9 protein-coding genes and 3 tRNA genes are annotated in these 17,423 nt (G+C 57.4%); 6 read left to right on the top strand and 6 right to left on the bottom strand.

Going from position 1 to position 17,423, the window contains the following annotated elements:
• Window positions 1-57 precede the first annotated feature (57 nt).
• The gene (locus SCT_RS08375; protein ID WP_059421558.1) at window positions 58-2,478 is read left to right on the top strand and encodes a Lon protease family protein; all 2,421 of its coding nucleotides are present in this window, start codon (window positions 58-60) and stop codon (window positions 2,476-2,478) included.
• Window positions 2,479-2,576: 98 nt separating this feature from the next.
• Window positions 2,577-4,835, top strand: coding sequence for an EAL domain-containing protein (locus SCT_RS08370; protein WP_059421554.1), 2,259 nt, complete (start codon window positions 2,577-2,579; stop codon window positions 4,833-4,835).
• Between the two features lie 65 nt (window positions 4,836-4,900).
• Here SCT_RS08370 and cheD read toward each other — a convergent pair whose 3' ends face one another.
• The 6 genes from cheD to SCT_RS08340 form a co-directional block, all read right to left on the bottom strand.
• Window positions 4,901-5,551, bottom strand: coding sequence for a chemoreceptor glutamine deamidase CheD (cheD, locus tag SCT_RS08365; protein ID WP_059421552.1), 651 nt, complete (start codon window positions 5,549-5,551; stop codon window positions 4,901-4,903).
• Window positions 5,552-5,577: 26 nt separating this feature from the next.
• Window positions 5,578-6,435 carry an HDOD domain-containing protein gene (locus tag SCT_RS08360; protein WP_059421550.1) on the bottom strand — a complete coding sequence of 286 codons (858 nt, stop codon included), beginning with the start codon at window positions 6,433-6,435 and terminating at the stop codon, window positions 5,578-5,580.
• Between the two features lie 239 nt (window positions 6,436-6,674).
• Window positions 6,675-10,421: an EAL domain-containing protein gene (locus SCT_RS08355; RefSeq protein WP_159107890.1), complete on the bottom strand. Its 3,747-nt coding sequence runs from the start codon at window positions 10,419-10,421 to the stop codon at window positions 6,675-6,677.
• Window positions 10,422-10,933: 512 nt separating this feature from the next.
• A tRNA-His gene (locus SCT_RS08350) sits at window positions 10,934-11,009 on the bottom strand.
• A gap of 21 nt (window positions 11,010-11,030) precedes the next feature.
• Window positions 11,031-11,107: transfer RNA gene (locus SCT_RS08345), tRNA-Arg, on the bottom strand.
• A gap of 16 nt (window positions 11,108-11,123) precedes the next feature.
• Window positions 11,124-11,200, bottom strand: a tRNA-Pro gene (locus SCT_RS08340).
• Between the two features lie 133 nt (window positions 11,201-11,333).
• On the opposite strand from SCT_RS08340, the gene SCT_RS08335 reads away from it, so the two are divergent.
• Genes SCT_RS08335 through SCT_RS08320 form a run of 4 tightly spaced genes read left to right on the top strand, consistent with a single transcriptional unit; the run spans window position 11,334 to window position 17,419 of the window.
• Window positions 11,334-11,987 (top strand): TetR/AcrR family transcriptional regulator, encoded by a 654-nt coding sequence (locus tag SCT_RS08335; RefSeq protein WP_059421546.1) that lies wholly within the window; start codon window positions 11,334-11,336, stop codon window positions 11,985-11,987.
• Between the two features lie 15 nt (window positions 11,988-12,002).
• Complete coding sequence (locus SCT_RS08330) at window positions 12,003-13,286, top strand: TolC family protein (protein WP_059421544.1); 1,284 nt, start codon at window positions 12,003-12,005, stop codon at window positions 13,284-13,286.
• Window positions 13,283-14,338: an efflux RND transporter periplasmic adaptor subunit gene (locus SCT_RS08325; protein ID WP_059421542.1), complete on the top strand. Its 1,056-nt coding sequence runs from the start codon at window positions 13,283-13,285 to the stop codon at window positions 14,336-14,338. Before SCT_RS08330 ends, SCT_RS08325 begins: the two co-directional genes overlap by 4 nt.
• A gap of 3 nt (window positions 14,339-14,341) precedes the next feature.
• Window positions 14,342-17,419: an efflux RND transporter permease subunit gene (locus tag SCT_RS08320; protein ID WP_082098247.1), complete on the top strand. Its 3,078-nt coding sequence runs from the start codon at window positions 14,342-14,344 to the stop codon at window positions 17,417-17,419.
• Window positions 17,420-17,423 lie beyond the last annotated feature (4 nt).

Here is a 17,423-nt window from a genome sequence, read left to right as displayed (position 1 = left end):
AATTCAGGTTAGGATACAAGAATCCTCTGTGTCTCTAAATGTCTCTGTGGTTAACAAATGCCCATTTCAAATCTGACACCCGCTGATCTTCGCCTGACCATCGCCCCCGAATCGCTGGGGTTTTCAGATACGTCCGAACTACTCAACCTGCCCTTGCCCTGGATCGGCCAGGAGCGAGCCGAAACGGCCGCCCGCTTCGGCTTGGGAATGGATCAGCCAGATTACAATCTGTTCGTGCTGGGCGAGGTCGGTAGTGGCCGCACTTCCCTGCTAACGCAGGCGATGCAGGCGATCGCAGTCGAGCGCTTGGTGCCGCCGGATCTGTGCTACCTGCACAACTTCGATACCCCGGAAAGACCTCTGGCGCTACGCCTGCCAGCGGGGCAGGGGCGCCAGCTGCGCCAGCTCCTGCTGAAGATGGCGAAATCCCTGGTGACGGAAATCCCGCAGCAGTTGGCGGGACAGGATTTCAAGACCGAATGCGCGCACATCGAAAAAGCCTACAAGGATGATGAAGCCAAGGCTTATGCTGAACTCTCCGCCTTTGCGGAAGCGCGCAATTTCAGCATCCACCGCGAGGCCGGGCGGATGGTGTTTACTCTGCTGGGCGAGGCGGGACAGCCGCTGGCCGAGGATGAGGTGCTTTCCCTGCCGAAGGAGCGCCGGGCTGCGGTAGAGCAGGCCGAGCAGGAACTGCGTGTCGAGATCACCCTTTATTTCGAGAAAACCCGGCCGCTGGAGCGGGTGATGAACGAAGCGCTGGCGGCGCTGCGTCGCCAAGTGGTGAAACCGCTGCTGGATCATGGCCTTCAGGAAATCCGCGCCGGCCTGAAGAAGCAGATCAAGGATGCCGCCAAGCTGAATACCTGGCTGGACGATATGGCCCATGACGTGCTCGACAACCTGGCGCTGTTCCAGGCTGCCGATGACGATGAGGAAAGCCGGCAGGAGAGCCTGGAAAGTGCGCTGTCCCGTTACCGGGTCAACCTGGTAGTGGACAATGGCGGACTCTCGGGCGCGCCGGTGATTGTCGAGGATAATCCGCTGTTCCGCATGCTGTTTGGCAGCATTGAGTACCAGTCTGAAAACGACGTGCTGGTGACAGATTTTTCTCGCATCCGTGCCGGAAGCCTACTCAAGGCGCATGGCGGATTCCTCATGCTGCACCTGCGTGATTTGCTGGTTGACGCTCTGGTGTGGGAAAAGCTGCGACGCTTTCTGCGCAGCGGCAGGCTGCAGATCGAAGAGCCGGGAACTTCGTTTTCCCCGATTGCAGCGGTGTCGCTCGAGCCGGAAGCCGTTGATGTCGAGGTCAAGATCGTGCTGATCGGTTCGCGCGAACAGTATTACGACTTGCAGGAGGAAGACCCGGAATTCGCACGCCACTTCCGGGTGAAGGTGGATTTTGCAGAAAGCTTTTCATCCAGCGTTGAAACCCGGCGAGCCTCGTCGATTTTTGTCGCCCACGCCTGCCGTCAGCTTGGGTTACCCCATTTTTCTTCCTCAGCGGTGGCGCGCTTGCTGGAAGATGGTCACCGTGATGTGGACGATCAGGCGCGACAAAGTGCGATCTTCGCCCGAACCGAGGCGCTGGTGATGGAAAGTGCCGCTAACTGCTGTACCCGCAAGAATGGATTGGTCGAGGCTGAGGACGTCGAGGCAGCACTACAGGCACGCACCTGGCGGCACGACTATCCAGACCAGCGTCTGCGCGAATCCATCGCCGAGGGAGATCTGCTGATTGACCTGCATGGCGAGAGAGTGGGTCAGATTAATGGCCTGACGCAGGTCGATCTGGGCGATTACCGTTTTGGTTTCCCGATACGAATTACCTCGCGCACCTTCGCTGGTGATGACGGTCTGCTGAATATCGAGCGTGAGGTTGAATTGTCCGGTCCGATTCACGACAAGGGTGTTTTCATTCTGCAAAACTATCTGGCTGCACTATTCGCGCATATCGCTCCAATTTCCCTCAATGCCTCCATCGTCTTCGAGCAGGAATACCATGGCGTAGAAGGAGATTCTGCTTCCTGCGCAGAGCTTTATGCCTTGCTCTCATCTTTGTCCGGCCTGCCGCTCAGGCAGGGCATCGCCGTTACCGGCGCGGTTAACCAGTACGGTGAAGTGCTACCGGTGGGCGGAATCAATGAAAAAATCGAGGGTTATTTCCGCATTTGCGAAACAGCTGGGCTGGACGGTAGCCAGGGGGTGCTGATTCCCCATCGTAATCGGCGCCACCTGATGCTGGAGAGCAAGGTCGTGGAGGCTGTTGCCAAGGGGCTTTTCCATATTTATACCGCAGAGCATGCGAACGAGGGGATTGAACTGCTGACGGGAATCCCCGCCGGCATGGCGAACGAGGCGGGCAGCTACCCCCATGGCAGCGTGCTGGGCCACGCCCAGAAAAATCTACAGGTTTTCCGCCGTGCCTGTCATGCGCCGGAACACCCAAAGGCAGGGCGCAAGCTATTGCGCTAATGATTAGACTGTGTCTTAATTTGATTAAGACACCAAGACGCTCTCATCCGTGAGAGACTTCAAATAACGAAAAAACGTCGAGATCTGATGAATGCCAAATGAATAATAGATTAGAAATCTCTTTAGATCAACTGGTTATCAAACTTCGAGATGAGCTTTATGACCGCGATCAGCAGATCGCGCTATTCAAGGAAGTGGTCGCTGCAGTCCGCGAACGACTAGATCTCGAGACCATTTTTCGAATGGTGGCCGTCTTTGCTCAAGGTTTGATCAAGGCTGAAACGGTTCTTATCCCCGTCCTGGACGAAAACTGCTCTACTTACACTTACCGCGCCGGCTATGGTCTCCATGCTGAAGAGATCGTCGGGGAGAGCCTGGATCTGAACATGGGCATCTGCGGATGGGTGTGGAAGCATCAGCGCCCTTGGTGGCGTGGTGTGCTCAAGGAACTCAGTGCGGAAGAGCGTAACAAGTGGGAAAAAGAGGTTGGCAGCGTCATCCTCGTTCCCTTGGTCGGCCAAAATCATTTCCTTGGTGGCATTGCCGGCATCAACAAGATCGGTGGGGGCGACTTCGACCAGCGTGATCTCGATTTACTTACTTTGCTCGCCAGTCAGATCGCCACTGCCATCGATAATAATAATTTGATCGTGCAACTGGAAAATGCCAATCAGGCACTTTTCAGCGAAAAGGAAAAAGTTCAGGTTACGCTTTCGTCCATTGGTGATGCAGTTATCACCACGGATACCCAGGGACGTATCGAATATCTCAACCCGGTCGCTGAACAGCTTTTTGCCACTCAGTTGGACGAAGCGAGATTAAAACAACTTGCGGAACTGGGAACTCTGTTCTTCGAAGATAGCCGCCAACCGTCAATGGACCTGGTTGCACACTGTTTGAGTGAGGGGCGGCTTTCTCCTTCATTTCGCTCCCTTATTCTGGTAGGGCGTGACGGACGTGAAATTTACATCGAACCTACTGCCGCGCCTATTCGAGGTCATGGTGGGCAAGCATCCGGCGTTGTACTTGTCTTCCGCGATGTCAGTCAGGCACGCGAACTTGCCAAGCAACTTTCCTTTCAGACTACGCATGATGCTTTAACCGGGCTCTTCAACCGCCGCGAATTTGAATACCAGGTGAAGCAGGCAATTCGTGATGTCCAGGTCAGCGGCAAGGAACATAGCCTGCTTCATATGGATGTCGACCAGTTCAAGGTGATTAACGACACCTGCGGCCATGTTGCTGGTGATGAGTTGCTAAAATTGTATACCGTTCAGTTGTTAGGATTGTTGCGCCAGGGAGATGCCCTGGCACGGGTAGGGGGCGACGAATTTGGACTCCTGCTGGAAAACTGTTCTGTCGAGCAAGCACTGAATGTTGCCGGCAAGATTCAGGAGATGACCCAGCATTTCCGCTTTGTTTGGGGTGGCAGCACCTTCCGCATCGGCATCAGCATAGGATTGATCGGGATTGATCGCAAAAGTGAATCCGTGATGTCCATCCTGAGCCATGTCGATGCTGCCTGCCACATGGCGAAAGAGGTGGGGCGCAACAACATCTATGTTCACGATGAAGAAGATCAGGCGCTACACGCGCGGCATGGAGAAATGCAATGGACTCCACGCATCACCAAGGCGCTGGAAGACCAGCGCATGGTGCTTTATTGCCAGCCGATCGTCCGCCACGACGCCCCGGCAGACCTGAGTAGCCACTACGAGATTCTCATCCGCATGCTGGATGAGTCGGGCAATCTGATTCCTCCGGGGAGTTTTCTGCCTGCAGCGGAGCGCTACAATTTGATCGCCACTATTGATCACTGGGTGATCAGCACCTACTTTCGCTGGTTGGCGGATCATCCTGCCCACTTGAAAGCATTGGAGTTCGGGTCGGTAAATCTCTCCGGACGCTCCCTGGGTGACGAGGGCTGTCTGACTCACATTGAAAATCAGTTGCGGGAGTTCTCGATTCCAGCGGAAAAAATCTGTTTCGAGATCACTGAGACAGAAGCCATTGGCAATCTCGCCAAGGCTCAATATTTCATTGAGCGGCTAAAAAGCCATGGTTGCAGTTTCGCCCTCGATGACTTTGGAAGTGGATTATCCTCTTATGCCTATCTCAAGAACCTTCCGGTGGATTTCCTGAAAATTGACGGGGTGTTTGTCAAGGATATTGCCTCCGATCCAGTCAATCACGCAATGGTTGAATCGATCAACCATATCGGGCATGTCATGGGTAGAAAAACAATTGCAGAATTCGTCGAAAACCAGGCAATCGTGAAAATTCTGGGTGAACTTGGCGTTGACTATATGCAAGGATATGGTATAGCCAAACCTCGCCCCCTGATTGAGCTATTCTGAACGAAGTTTCTCAGAACCTACCCTGGCAGCCAGTCGGTTTTCGATGCTGCATCAACAGCAATAACTCAGAACAATTCGACTTCTCCCGTGACTGGTTTTGCTTTGAGCGTATCGATGTAGCTGATTTCTTGTGAGGCGATTGTGTTGTTATGCAAGGAACGCAGTCTCTTGACCCGCACCCGGCCAGTGGTCGGAAAATAAACCACCATGCGGGGGAAGATTTCGCCCACGTCTTCCGATGCCACCAGCAGACCTTCTGTTTTGAGGTAGTCGCGGATAAATTCGATGTTGCGCCGACCGACATCGGTCATGTTTTGCAGGATGCGGCCGCCCCCGAAGACCTTAACCTCAAGATTTTCACGTTTACCTCCATTGCGCATGATTTCGTTGATCAGATGTTCCATGGCGTAGTTGCCATAGCGTGTGGCTGAACTCTGACTGGAGGCTTTCCAGGCATCGGCTTCGGATGCCTCAGTGGCTGGGAGCATGAAGTGATTCATGCCGCCGATGCCAAGAACTTTGTCGCGGATGCAGGCGGAAATGCACGAGCCGAGAGTGGTATAAACACCTTCGTCGTGCCGGGTGACATAGTATTCACCCGGCAGAATGCGGGCCGCGTAGGACTGGTAGGTTTCGTTCCATGAGCGTCGAACATGCTCAAAGCCGGGCAGTGTCGGTGGAGGCGGTGGTGGTTTTGGGCTGGATGTGAGTGCCATAAATGTGTGCCTGATAGGGTGGGCGGCTACCGTTTGTCTAGAAACAGTTTCTCAGCCTCTAAAATTTCTTCCTGAGCCAGGCGTACTGCCGGTACCACCGATTCCTCGGTGAGGCCGGTGACTTCCCAGGCGCGCGGATCGATCGGCGGTACATCTTCAGGATCGAACGTGTCCAGTTCCGCCATCAGCGCAACGATGTTGGCAATGTGCACCAGTGCAGTCTCTCTGGGGAATTGTTTGGCATTCTCAATATCATGGTGGTGGGCGATGCAATCTTCCAGCAGGGGTGGGAGCTTCCATGCCCGCGCCAGTTCGCCTCCCACTTCGCTGTGAGCGAAGCCTATTACCTGGTGTTCTGCTTTGTGGATGGGCACCTCATCCTGGCTGTCCAGCACGATAAGCAGTGCTTCCCTGGCCTGTTCAGGCATGCGATTGAAAATGACCAGTTCGCCGATATCATGCAGCAGTCCGGCGGTGAAGAGGGCTTCCGGGTCGCAACGACGAGCTTCTTTCGCCAGGTGACGCGTGGCCAAGGCGCAAAGCAGGCTGTGCCGCCAGAAGTTTTCCATCGACACCAGTTCGTTGGGCAGGCCAGCGAAACTGTTCGCCACGGACATGGACAAAGCCAGACTGCGTATCTGCAAAGTGCCTATCAGGGTTACTGCCCTGGAGACAGTGTCGACGGTGGAAGAGCGCCCATATAGTGCGCTATTGGCTACGCGCAGCAGGCGCACAGTAAAGGAAGGGTCTCGGCTGATAACCTTGGCGATATCCTCTGTGGTGCTGTTTGGATCTTCAACCAGTTGGTTGATGCGCAAATAAACATCCGGGAGCGTGACAAGGCCACCAATGTCCTTGACCAGATCGCTTGCGCTGCTTGCCATTTTTTGCCTCTATGGTTTATGCGAATAGGATCATCCGCTAGGTTTTTTTGCAGTTTACCGTATTTTGGTTGTTGCAAGAATCAAACCGGGCAGGGAAGGCGCTGATGAACGCTCGACAATGAAAAAAACCGCCTGGGGTGGCAGTTTTTTTATTTTGTTTATGGGCTGGCTGATGGGGCTCGAACCCACGACAACCGGAATCACAAGACGCAGCCTGGATATTCAACGATATCGAGGGGCTATTCGAGACTGGGCTTGCGGTCGCTTGAGTCAATTATCTTGTCCAGCCAACCCTCGAATTCGTGCGCTGGTGAGTCAATTATCTTGTCCAACCAACCCTCGAATTCGCGCGCTGGCAGGGGGCGTGAGAAGAAGTAGCCTTGGGCTATGCCGCAGCCGAACGATTGCAGCAATTCCGCCTGGTGGCTGGTTTCAATACCCTCAGCTTCCATCGTCAATTTGAACATCCGCCCCAGGGCAAGAATGGTCTTCACAATCTGGGCGTCCTCCACGTTGCTGTCTGCATCCGTAACAAACGAATGGTTGATCTTCAGGATATCAATGGGCAGCTTCCGCAGGTAGGACAGGCTGGAGTAACCCGCGCAGAAATCGCTCACCGCTACCGTGACACCGATCCCGCGCAGGCGAGAGAGCACGCTGGCGGCGTGTATTGAATACGCCATCACCGCGCTCTCAGTAAGCTCGATTTCCAGGTCCGACGGGGCAATCCCGTGGAGGGCGGTCAGTTCGGAGATGCGCGTTACCAGGTCTCCCATTTCCAGCTGGTGCGGCGAAATATTAAAGGCAATCTTGAAAGTGTGGCCGGCTGCCTGCCAGACGGCCGACTGGTGGCAGACCTCGTCGAGCACCCAGTCCCCGAGCCCTAAGATTAGACCGCACTCCTCCGCCAGGGGGATGAAGTCGGCTGGTAGAAGCAGCCCGCGCAGCGGGTGGCGCCAACGCAAAAGAGCCTCGACACCGTGAATCCTGCCCGTAGCCAGGTCGACCTTGGGCTGGTAGTGCAGTTCCAGTTCACGCTGGGCTAAGGCGAGGCGCAGTTCCATCTCCAGGTTCAATCGCTGGCTGATCCGGTCCTGCATGTCCTGCTGGAAGAAGCGATAGGTGTTGCGTCCGGCCGACTTGGCAGAGTACATGGCCAAGTCGGCGCACTTCATCAGTTCCAGGGGATTCGCCCCGTCCTCGGGGTAAAAGGCCATTCCCATGGAGGCGCTGATCTCTACAGTATGCCCGCTCAGTTCCATGGGGCGTGCGATCTCGGCGATCAGTTCCTGCGCCAGGCTGGCGCAATCTCCGGCATCCCTCAGATCCTCCATGAGAACCACGAACTCGTCCCCCCCCAGCCGAGCCACAGTGTCCACGGTGCGCATCCGGCTCTTGATACGGCGAGCCACCTCTTGCAGCAGAAGATCCCCGACGTCGTGGCCCAGCCCGTCGTTGATGGCCTTGAAGCGGTCGAGGTCGATGAAAATCACCGCAAGCCGACCACCCTCGCGCTTCGCCCGTTCGATGGCGTGCAGAAGGCGATCCTTCATCAGGGCGCGGTTGGGCAGGCCGGTGAGGGCATCGTGGAACGCCTGGTGCCGGATATCCTCGTCCTTGCGCCGAAGTTCGGTGATATCGTGGAAAACGGCGACGTAACGGATGGGGGCTCCGGCACTGGCTTCGATGCGGTTTATGGAGAGCCACTCCAGGTAGGCCTCCCCGTCCTTCCTCCGGTTCCAGACCTCTCCCCGCCAACAACCTTCTTTGGTCAGGGCTTCCCACATAGAGCGGTAAAATTCAGGTCCATGGCGGTCGGATCTCAGCAGGCTGGTTTTCTGCCCCAGCGCCTCGTCTGCCGCGTATCCGGAGATTTCGGTGAAGGCAGGATTGACTGACAGAATGATGCCTGCCGCATCGGTGACCAGGATGCCTTCAGACGAGTTTTGATACACGCTGGCGGCGAGGCGTAATTCCTCCTCGGCAGCCTTCTTCTCGGTGATGTCCTCAAGCATGAGCAGCAGATGCGGCTCGCCTCGGCTGGTAAAGCTGGATAACTGATCTCGCGCCCAAACGTCGCGGCCAGGGTTGGTAAGGTATCGAACCTTGTGCTCCACCCTAGCGCCGGTGGCCAGCACATGCTCCGCCGCCTCCAGCATTCCCGAAGCCTGCCATGAGCTGAGTTGGCGAAAGTTCTGTTTCAGCAACTGTTCCTGAGTGCCGCCGGTTATTGAGGCAAACGCCGGGTTGGCCATTACGCACTGGCCGTCCTGCCGATAGGCCGCAATCCCTACGGTGGACTTCATCAGGATGTTATCGTTCAGCGCCAGGGTTTCACGCAGTTGCTCTTCCTTGGCAAGCAGCTCCTTGGTGCGCTCTCGTACCTGCACTTCCAGGCTGAGGTTGAGGGCGCTGACTTCCGCCTCGGCCTGCTTGCGCTCGGTGATGTTGGTATGGGAGATGACCACCCCCTGGGCCTCAGGTCCAAGGGGTGTGACGGTCATGATGAACCAGCGCTTCTGGTCCGGAGAGTGGCAGGGATACTCCATGCTGAAGGTGGACTGGCGGCCCTCAAGTACCGCCAGAATGCCGTCCCGGGCATCCATGGCTCCATCGGAGGAATAGCCGGTGCTGGCTTGACAGATCGCCAGGTAGCTCTCTCCCACTCCGGTGCGAGCCGCGGCTTGGCCGGGCACGGTGCTGTTCTCCACTGCGAAGCGCCGCCAGGATTCGTTTACGGCCAAGATCCCCCCGTTCTTGTCAAGCACGGCGATCTGATTCGACACGGAATCCAGGATGGCATGCATGAAGAGCTCGCCATTGCGAATTGCTTCGCCGGCCAGCTTGCGCTCGGTGATGTCGCGCAACAGAACGACAAAACGAGGCGCCAACCCCGCTGCGACAGGCTTGCGGGCAATGGAGAGCTCGAACAACATTTTGCCAAGCGGAACATTCAGCTCTATCTGTCCACCACGGGAACGTCCTTTTTCATTGGCTTCGCGCAGTGCCGACATGACCACATCCACTGCCTCGGGGGGAAAGATGTCGTACACGGTCTTGCCGATCAATACTTCTGGAGGTGCGACCAATAATTCAGGACGTGAAAAATGGTAGTCGAAGTAGCGCCCGTCCAGATCAAGTTCAAACAGCATGTCTGGAAGAGCATCGAACATGGCGACAAGTTTGCTTTGCGCCTCAAACAGTTCGGTCTCCGCACGCTTGCGCTCGGTAATGTCCTGGTAGGTGCCCAGCACACCTACCAGATTGCCTTCCCTGTCCTTCAGGGGGATCTTGCTGGCTTCCAGGTACATTGATGCACCATCCAGGGTGGTCTTCTGTATTTTGTAATTTACATTGGCCTGCATGGACTGCATTACTGCGCGATCATCTGAAATGTATAGCTGGGCCTGCTCGGACCAGCACAAGTCACGATCAGTCTTGCCAACGATCTGGCCAGGGTTTTTCAAGCCCGCATCCAGTGCAAAGAGACGGTTGCAGCCGAGGTAGCGGCTCTCCTTGTTTTTCCAGAATACGCGTGAGGGAATTGTGTCCAGCACCAATTTGAGCATGGCCTGGACCTGGGCACGACCTTCCTCGGCTTTCCGTTGATGTATCAGGTTGCTAACACGTTGTTCGGCAATCTCAAGCCGTATGTTCAGGAGTGGTCTCTCGACAGGCTTAGCGAGGTAATCATCGGCGCCGGCAGCCAGTATTTGTTTGAGGTCACCGGGGTTCGTGCGCAAGGTGATCACCAAAATCTGCCTGTCTGCTCCTTTCGGGCTACTCCGAATCTTACGGCATACTTCCAGTCCGTTCATTTCCGGCAATAGCCATTCCAGGATCACCATGGAAAAGTGGCGACACTGATAGATTTCCCAGCCACTTTCGCCATCAGCGACCGCTGTGACTGTATGGCCACGGCTTTCAAGCACGGATTGCAGCAACGCGCTCATTGCTGGTTCGGGTTCAACCAATAGAACATCCATGCCCAGCATCTCTCTCTAACGCGTTGATGGCCCTTTATTCGATACCATCCGCCAAATTATTGTCGAAAATATTCTCTCTTAAATACTAGCAGGGTAAAAATTGCTGTCGCATATTTGTTACGAAAATGGGTGCACTCGGCTGCCGCGGAGCGGGACGCGCCAATCGGATAGCGTCACCGTGAAGTTTTGCAACGGACCCAAGCGTGCAGAAACACCGAGTCTTCGCACATTCCAGACTAACTGAATACTTAAGCAACATGTGTACCAAGAAAAATCAATGCGTTAGATACAATAACTTGGAGAGTTATGTCCTAATTCAGGATGTGGAAGTGTAAGAATGACCGACAATGGGATGGGGCAGATTGTGGCGTTCGATCCTGCCAGAAAGTGAACCGTCCAGTGATAACCAATCAAAACGCTGTGCCATTGAGCAAATGCGGTTACATACTGGTTACATTTCACAGAATTCTAGACGTGAAAAAGGCCTGCATCGCTGCAAGCCTTTGAATATTTGGGGTGGCTGATGGGGCTCGAACCCACGACAACCGGAATCACAATCCGGGACTCTACCAACTGAGCTACAGCCACCACTGATGAAACAGACCAAACTGGCCTGCCCGACAGGAATCGAACCTGTAACCCCCAGCTTAGAAGGCTGGTGCTCTATCCGGTTGAGCTACGGGCAGATTGTCGGACAAATCCTGGTCGGGGTGGAGAGATTCGAACTCCCGACATCCTGGTCCCAAACCAGGCGCGCTACCAGGCTACGCTACACCCCGAAGAGGCCGCATTCTACTTTGATGATGTGGAAAGGTCAATTGCCATTCGTTTTAAAATTTGCTGCGTCATGGATTGACATGATGTTTTCCTCTAGATAGGATAGTGACTGATTACTATCTTAATGTGTGGAAGATGCCAAAGAATACCCCGACAGACAATGCTGACATACCCCGCAAGCGCCGTAAGGGCGCGGAGGAACGTCAGGAAGAGATTGTTCAGGTAGCGATCGAGCTCGCGGCTAAGAGCGGGGTGGATGCCGTGACCACACAAGACATGGCGAACGCGATGGGCTTGACCCAAGGAGCTATTTTTCGCCATTTTCCGACCAAGGATGAGATATGGCTGGCGGCGATTCGCTGGATACGCATTGGTTTGCTGAGCGTGGTGGAAACTGCCGCTGCACGAAGCGAGAATCCGCTGGAGGCGCTGGAAAATATATTTTTTGCGCATTTGTCCTTTATTTCCAGGCATCCGGGCTTTCCGCGCATCGTGTTTTCGGATCAGCTGCTGCGCCGGGATACACGTTTGAAACAGCTGATCCAGGAAGTCATCACCGGTTACGAGGGCAAAATTGCAGCCATCCTAACCCAAGCCAAGGCGACCGGTTTTGCTCGCCCCGATCTCGATGAAAGTAGTGCGGCCACCTTGTTTATCGGCATGATCCAGGGCTTGGTGTTGCAATGGAATTTATTTGGCAGCCAACGTGCCTTGCCTGAAGCGGCAAAGAAAGTTTTCCCGATTTACCTGGATGGAATCCGGTCACGGAATAATGAGGAACAAGTCTAAAATAATGAGGAAGGCATGATAATCCGGATAAAGCACAATCTAGCACCAGCCGCTCTGGTTGTCCTGATGCTGGTCTCAATGGCACAGGCGGGCGAGTTGGGAGATTTGCTGCAGGTTGCCCTGCAGCACCCCCAGGCGCGCGCGGCAGCCAGCCAGGTCGAGGCGGCGCGGGCACTGAAGGATGCTGCGACCGGTAGGTATTTCGGTAGTGCAGCGCTGTCGGCCGGGTGGCACAATTATGAAGGCCAGCGTGTGGTGGGGGTTTATACCCCGGGTACGCCCGGCGCTCCCCTCATCTCCGACCGGATCAGCCAGGCTGGGCTGGCCTACAGCCTGCCAGTGGACCTGTTCGGCGTGATCGCCGCAAACCGGGAACGAGCGCAGTATGACCTGGATGCGGCCGAACTGCTGGCGCGCCAGCAAACCCTGCTCAAGCTGCACCAGACCGCCAGCGCCTATCTCACCCTGCAGGCACTGCTCAAACAGCGCGAGGCACTTGCCATTTACCGCCAGCGAATCGAGGCCACGCATAGTCGCATCAAGAAGGAAGTGGAGCTGGGCAAGGCGGCGGGAGTCGATGCCCGCTATGCCGAGAGCGAACTGGCGCGGCTGATTGCCGACGAGGCCGTGCTCAACGGTGCGCTGATCCAGGCGCAGGCCGATCTCGAAGAAGCCGGCAGCCGCGAAAAATTCCTGCCGACTCGTGCCGGTATCCATGTTCCTGCCTGGGAAGATGTCACCTCTGATAGCACTCTTCCGGCCCGGATTGCGCAGGCCCGCCGCGAAGCGGCGCGTGCCCAGGCCGATGAAAGTCGCCAGGCGCTGCTACCCTCGTTGAGCCTGGACGCCAATTACTTTCGCAATATCGGCGGCGGTGACCATCGCGACACTTGGGCGCTGGGCGGCGTGGTGAGCCTGCCGCTGGGCATGTCCCAATACCGGCAGGCGGATGCGCAGCGGCTTAATGCTCGAGCTGCCGCCGAGCAGAGCGAGTCTGCCGCGCGCGACAGCGCACGCCAGTTGGCGAACCTGCGCGCCGCTTACGATTCGGCTGCCGCGGATGCCCTGGCGATGGAAAAGGAAGTCGCCTACCGCGAGCAGGTGGCCGCAGTACAGGGGGAAATGCAACGCCTCGGCAGCCAGACCCTGGAAAACCTGTTCCGTCATGAACGGGACCTGCTCGACGCCCGCTTTCGCCTGGAGCAAGCCAAGGCACGCGCCGCAGCTACCTGGTCTGCGGCACAGGTGCTGACCGGATTGCCGACTGAAAATTATATTGCCCGAATGGATGCAAAATGAAAAATAAAGCCGTCGTAGTGCTGATCCTTGTTGTCGTGATTGGTGCCGGAGTTGCGCTGATCATGAAGAAGCGTCACCAGCTCACCCAGGAAACAACCCCGCAGACGTTGCCGGTGGTGGTGACGACACTAACCCTGCAAACCGGGCCGGTGGCGCTGACCCTGCGTACCACCGCCGATGTTCAGGCGGTGCGCGACAGCATGGTGGCGAGCCGGCTGACCGCCTACGTAACTGCCTTGCCGCTATTCGAGGGTGACAGCTTCAAGCGCGGCGACCTGCTGGCGCGGCTCGACATGAGTCCGCCAAGCCTGGGACAAGCGCAGGGCAGCTCGCTCGATGCCGATCTGGCTGCTGCCGAAAGCAACCTCAAGGCCGAGCAGGAACGCCTGCGTCGTGCTCAAGCCCTGTACCCGATCCAGGGGGTCTCCCAGGAGCAGCTCCAGTCGGCCGATGCCGCCTTTGCTGCTGCGCGAGCCCGCCATGCGGTTGCAAGGGAAAACCTGCGCAATGCCACGGTAACGGCGCCCTTCGACGGTGTGGTCAGCCAGCGCCTGGTGCAGCCGGGCGACTTGGCCACGCCTGGCAAACCCTTGCTGAAGATCGTCGATACCCGTTCCGGCAACCGTTTGCTGGTCAGCGTGCCGGAAAGCGTGCAGCCGACGGCGCTACGCGTCGGCGGCCAGACCTTGCCGCTGCGCCCGTGGCCCGAAGCCAGTCCGCAAGGCTTGCGCCGCTATGAGGCGCGCACCCAGGATGGATCCTTCATTCCCGGCGCGCGCATCGAAGTTCGCACGGTGGTGTTCGAATCCAGCCAGGCTCTGCTTCTGCCCCGCGCCTGCCTGTTTAATGACGACGGGAAGTTCGCCACCGTGCTGCGGCTGCCGGACGACAAGAAGCTGGAGCCGCTGCGCATTGTGTTGGCGGCAGCGGGGGAGGAGGGCGCCGCCACGCTGGACAACCGGCTTGCTGGCCAGCGCGTGGCCTGTGCCAGCTCCGATATCCTGACCCGGCTGGCTGCCGGGGTGTCTTTCCGCGTCCAGGACGGGAAGTAAAATATGCTGTTCAAATTCTTTCATAATCGTCCGCTGCTGCTGAAGATGATACTGGCGATCACCTCGCTGCTGGGGGTGGTCGGCTACATGAACATGCCGCGCAACATGTATCCCGACGTGGAGCGGCCGCAGGTCACGGTGATTACCCAACTCCCCGGCGCTTCCGCGCTGACCGTGACGCAGAAACTGTCGCGTCCGATCGAGCAGGAGCTGTATGCGCTCTCCCACGTCCGCGAGGTGCAAAGCACCAACAAGAACGAAGTCTCGATCGTGCGCGCCGAGTTCAATTACGAAAAGGGGATGGATGCTGCGCTGCTGGACGTGAATAACGCACTATCCAGGGTGCGTGGCAAGCTGCCGCCAGAGGTGCCGCCTTCAAGTGTTTACGCGGTGGGCGGCTTCACCTCGCCGGTAATGGTGCTGGCGCTGTCACCCAAGACGGGTACCGGACTGACGCTTGCCCAGGTGCGCCTGCTGGCGGAAAACGACATTCGTACCGCTCTCGTCACACAACCGGCGATTGCCAACGTGGAAGTGTTCGGCGGCTACGAGCCGGCAGTGCGGGTCGAGTTCGATCCCCTCAAACTTGCCCGCTACCGCATTTCCCAGGCGCAATTGCAGGACCTGATCAACAAGCTCAATCGCGACTGGCCGGTGGGCACCGCCCAGGGCGAGGACAGCAGCCTGACCCTTACGATCTATGGCGAACGCGCCAATGTTGAGGCGTTGCGCCTGCTGCCGCTGATCCATGGCCTGACGCTGAGCGATGTGGCTGAGCTTAGCCTCGGCCATGCCGAGCGTTATTCCGCCTACCACGGCAACGGCAAGCAGGCCATTGCCGTGGCGGTGATGCGCGCACCGGGCGGTGCGGTACAGGCGGCGATCGACGATATCGAGGGGCAGCTTCCCCGACTCAAGGCGCGCTACCCCAATATTGAATTTTCCGTAGCCGACACGCAGGGCGAGCTGATCCAGACCTCCAACAGTAATATGACGGAAGCGTTGCGCGACGCGATTATTTTCACCAGCATCGTGATCCTGTTCTTCCTCGGCAACTGGCGCGCCGTGGCGACCGCGCTGATCTCCATTCCGCTGGTATTTCTCTCCACCGTGGCGATCTTGTGGCTACTTGGCAAGGAAATGAATATCCTGGTGATGACCGGCATCATCCTGGCGCTGGGGATGCTGGTGGACGACGCCGTGGTGGTGCTGGAGAACATCGAGCGCCATCTGGGCGAACTGCACGAGGATGTGAATACCGCAATCCGCAGGGGTACCGAGGAGGTGCTGTTCCCGGTATTCGTCGGCACCCTGGCGACGGCGGTGGTGATCGCGCCGCTGATGTTCGTCGGCGACTTTTCCCAGCAGATATTCAAGCACCTGATCCTGGCGGTGGTGATCGCAGTGTTCACCTCCTACTTCGTGGCGGTGACCTTCATCCCGCGTCTTTCCGCCTTCTGGTACCGCAACGGCCTGCCGCCCAAGAACCGCCTCGAACTCTTCATGGAACGGTTTTACCAGCGCACCGTAGCGCCGGGAGCGGGGCTCTATGCCGGCGCGCTGCGCTTTGCCTTCAACGGCGGCTTCTTCCGCCGCCTGATCCTGGTGATTCCCGCCTTCATGCTGCTGGTGTTCAGCTTCAAGACCATCATTCCCCTGATTGGCAAGGACGCGTTGCCGCCGATGGATACCGGCATCGTACGGGTACATGCGAAATTCGGCGCCAACGAGCCTGTGGGTGTGGCGGAAAGCCGGCTCAAGGAGTTTGAAACACGCCTGATGCAGGACAAACGTGTGAAGCGGGTGAGCACCACCTTCGGTTCCGAAGCGGGGGTGATTTCCCTCGGTTCCGGCCAACTGCCGGCGGAGGCGACTCTCGCCATAACCTATGTCAACCGCCTAGAGCGCGCGGAAAGCAGCTGGCAGATTGAGGCGGATTTGCGCCGCCAGCTTGCGGCCCTGCCGGGGGTGACTATCGCCGATGCCTATGATTCCGGAGCGACCGCTCTTTCCACCATCAAGGCGCCGGTCGACATCCGCCTCACCGCTGAAGATTGGAGGCTGTTGCCGGCTGCGGCCGAACGCGTCAAAGCGGCGCTGCAAACTGTTCCCGGATTGTCGTCGGTTTCCGTGAGCTGGGACGCCAACACCACGGAAGCCAGTCTGGTGCTGAACGAGGACAAGCTGCGCACACTCGGCCTGACCCCCGACGTTGTGCTCGCCCAGCTGCCCCTGAAGGGCGCGGCCGTGGCCAGCATGAGTAAACTGCCCACGGTAAGCGCAATCCCTGTTCGCAGCTATTTTAGCGAACCCTACCGATCGAACCCGGCCACCCTGAGCTTGCTGCCCATTCCTTTGCCGGACGGCAGCATGGTGAGTTTGGGCGAAATCAGTTACATCGTTAACCAGCCAGGACTTTCCCTGCTCACCACTAACGGCAACCGCTACAGTCTGGACGTGCTGGGCTATCGCAATACCGCGCCGATCAGCATACTCAGCGAGAACTCGCTGGCGGCAACTCAAAAGGTGCTGCCGCCGGGCGTGGAAGCGAGTGACAAGGGCGATAATGCAGCAGCAGCAGATTCCAGCAAGCGCATGTTGACGGGTTTGGGGATGGGAGTGCTGCTGCTGTTCGGCGTACTTGCCCCGGCCTACGGCAGCGTAGCCCTGGCGCTGCTGTCGATCATTATCCTGCCGCTTTCCGCCATCGGAGCGGTATGGGGGTTGCTGGCCTTCAACAAGGCGCTGGCCTTGCCCGCCATTCTTGGCATCGTCCTGCTGTTTTCCATCATTATTAAAAACTCCATCCTGATGGTAGATTTCATCCAGGAGCGTCGCCGCGAAGGCAGCAGCGCGTTCGAGGCGGCGATGGAATCGATCCGGCTGCGCTACCGCCCGATCCTGATGACTGCCTTCGGTACAATCGCCGGCATGATTCCCATCGCCATGCAGCGCGCGGTTGGGTTGGAGCGCCTTTCCCCGCTGGCCGATGCTGCGATTGGCGGACTGCTGCTGGGAACGGTGCTCTCCCTGTTCTACCTGCCGATGTTCTATGTCTGGGTGTCTGAAAGGCAGCGCTGATTTC

Source organism: Sulfuricella sp. T08, assembly GCF_000971475.1.
Classification (GTDB): domain Bacteria; phylum Pseudomonadota; class Gammaproteobacteria; order Burkholderiales; family Sulfuricellaceae; genus Sulfuricella.
Note: the sequence above shows the minus strand (reverse complement) of the source record. Positions and strands in the feature narration are given on the sequence as shown.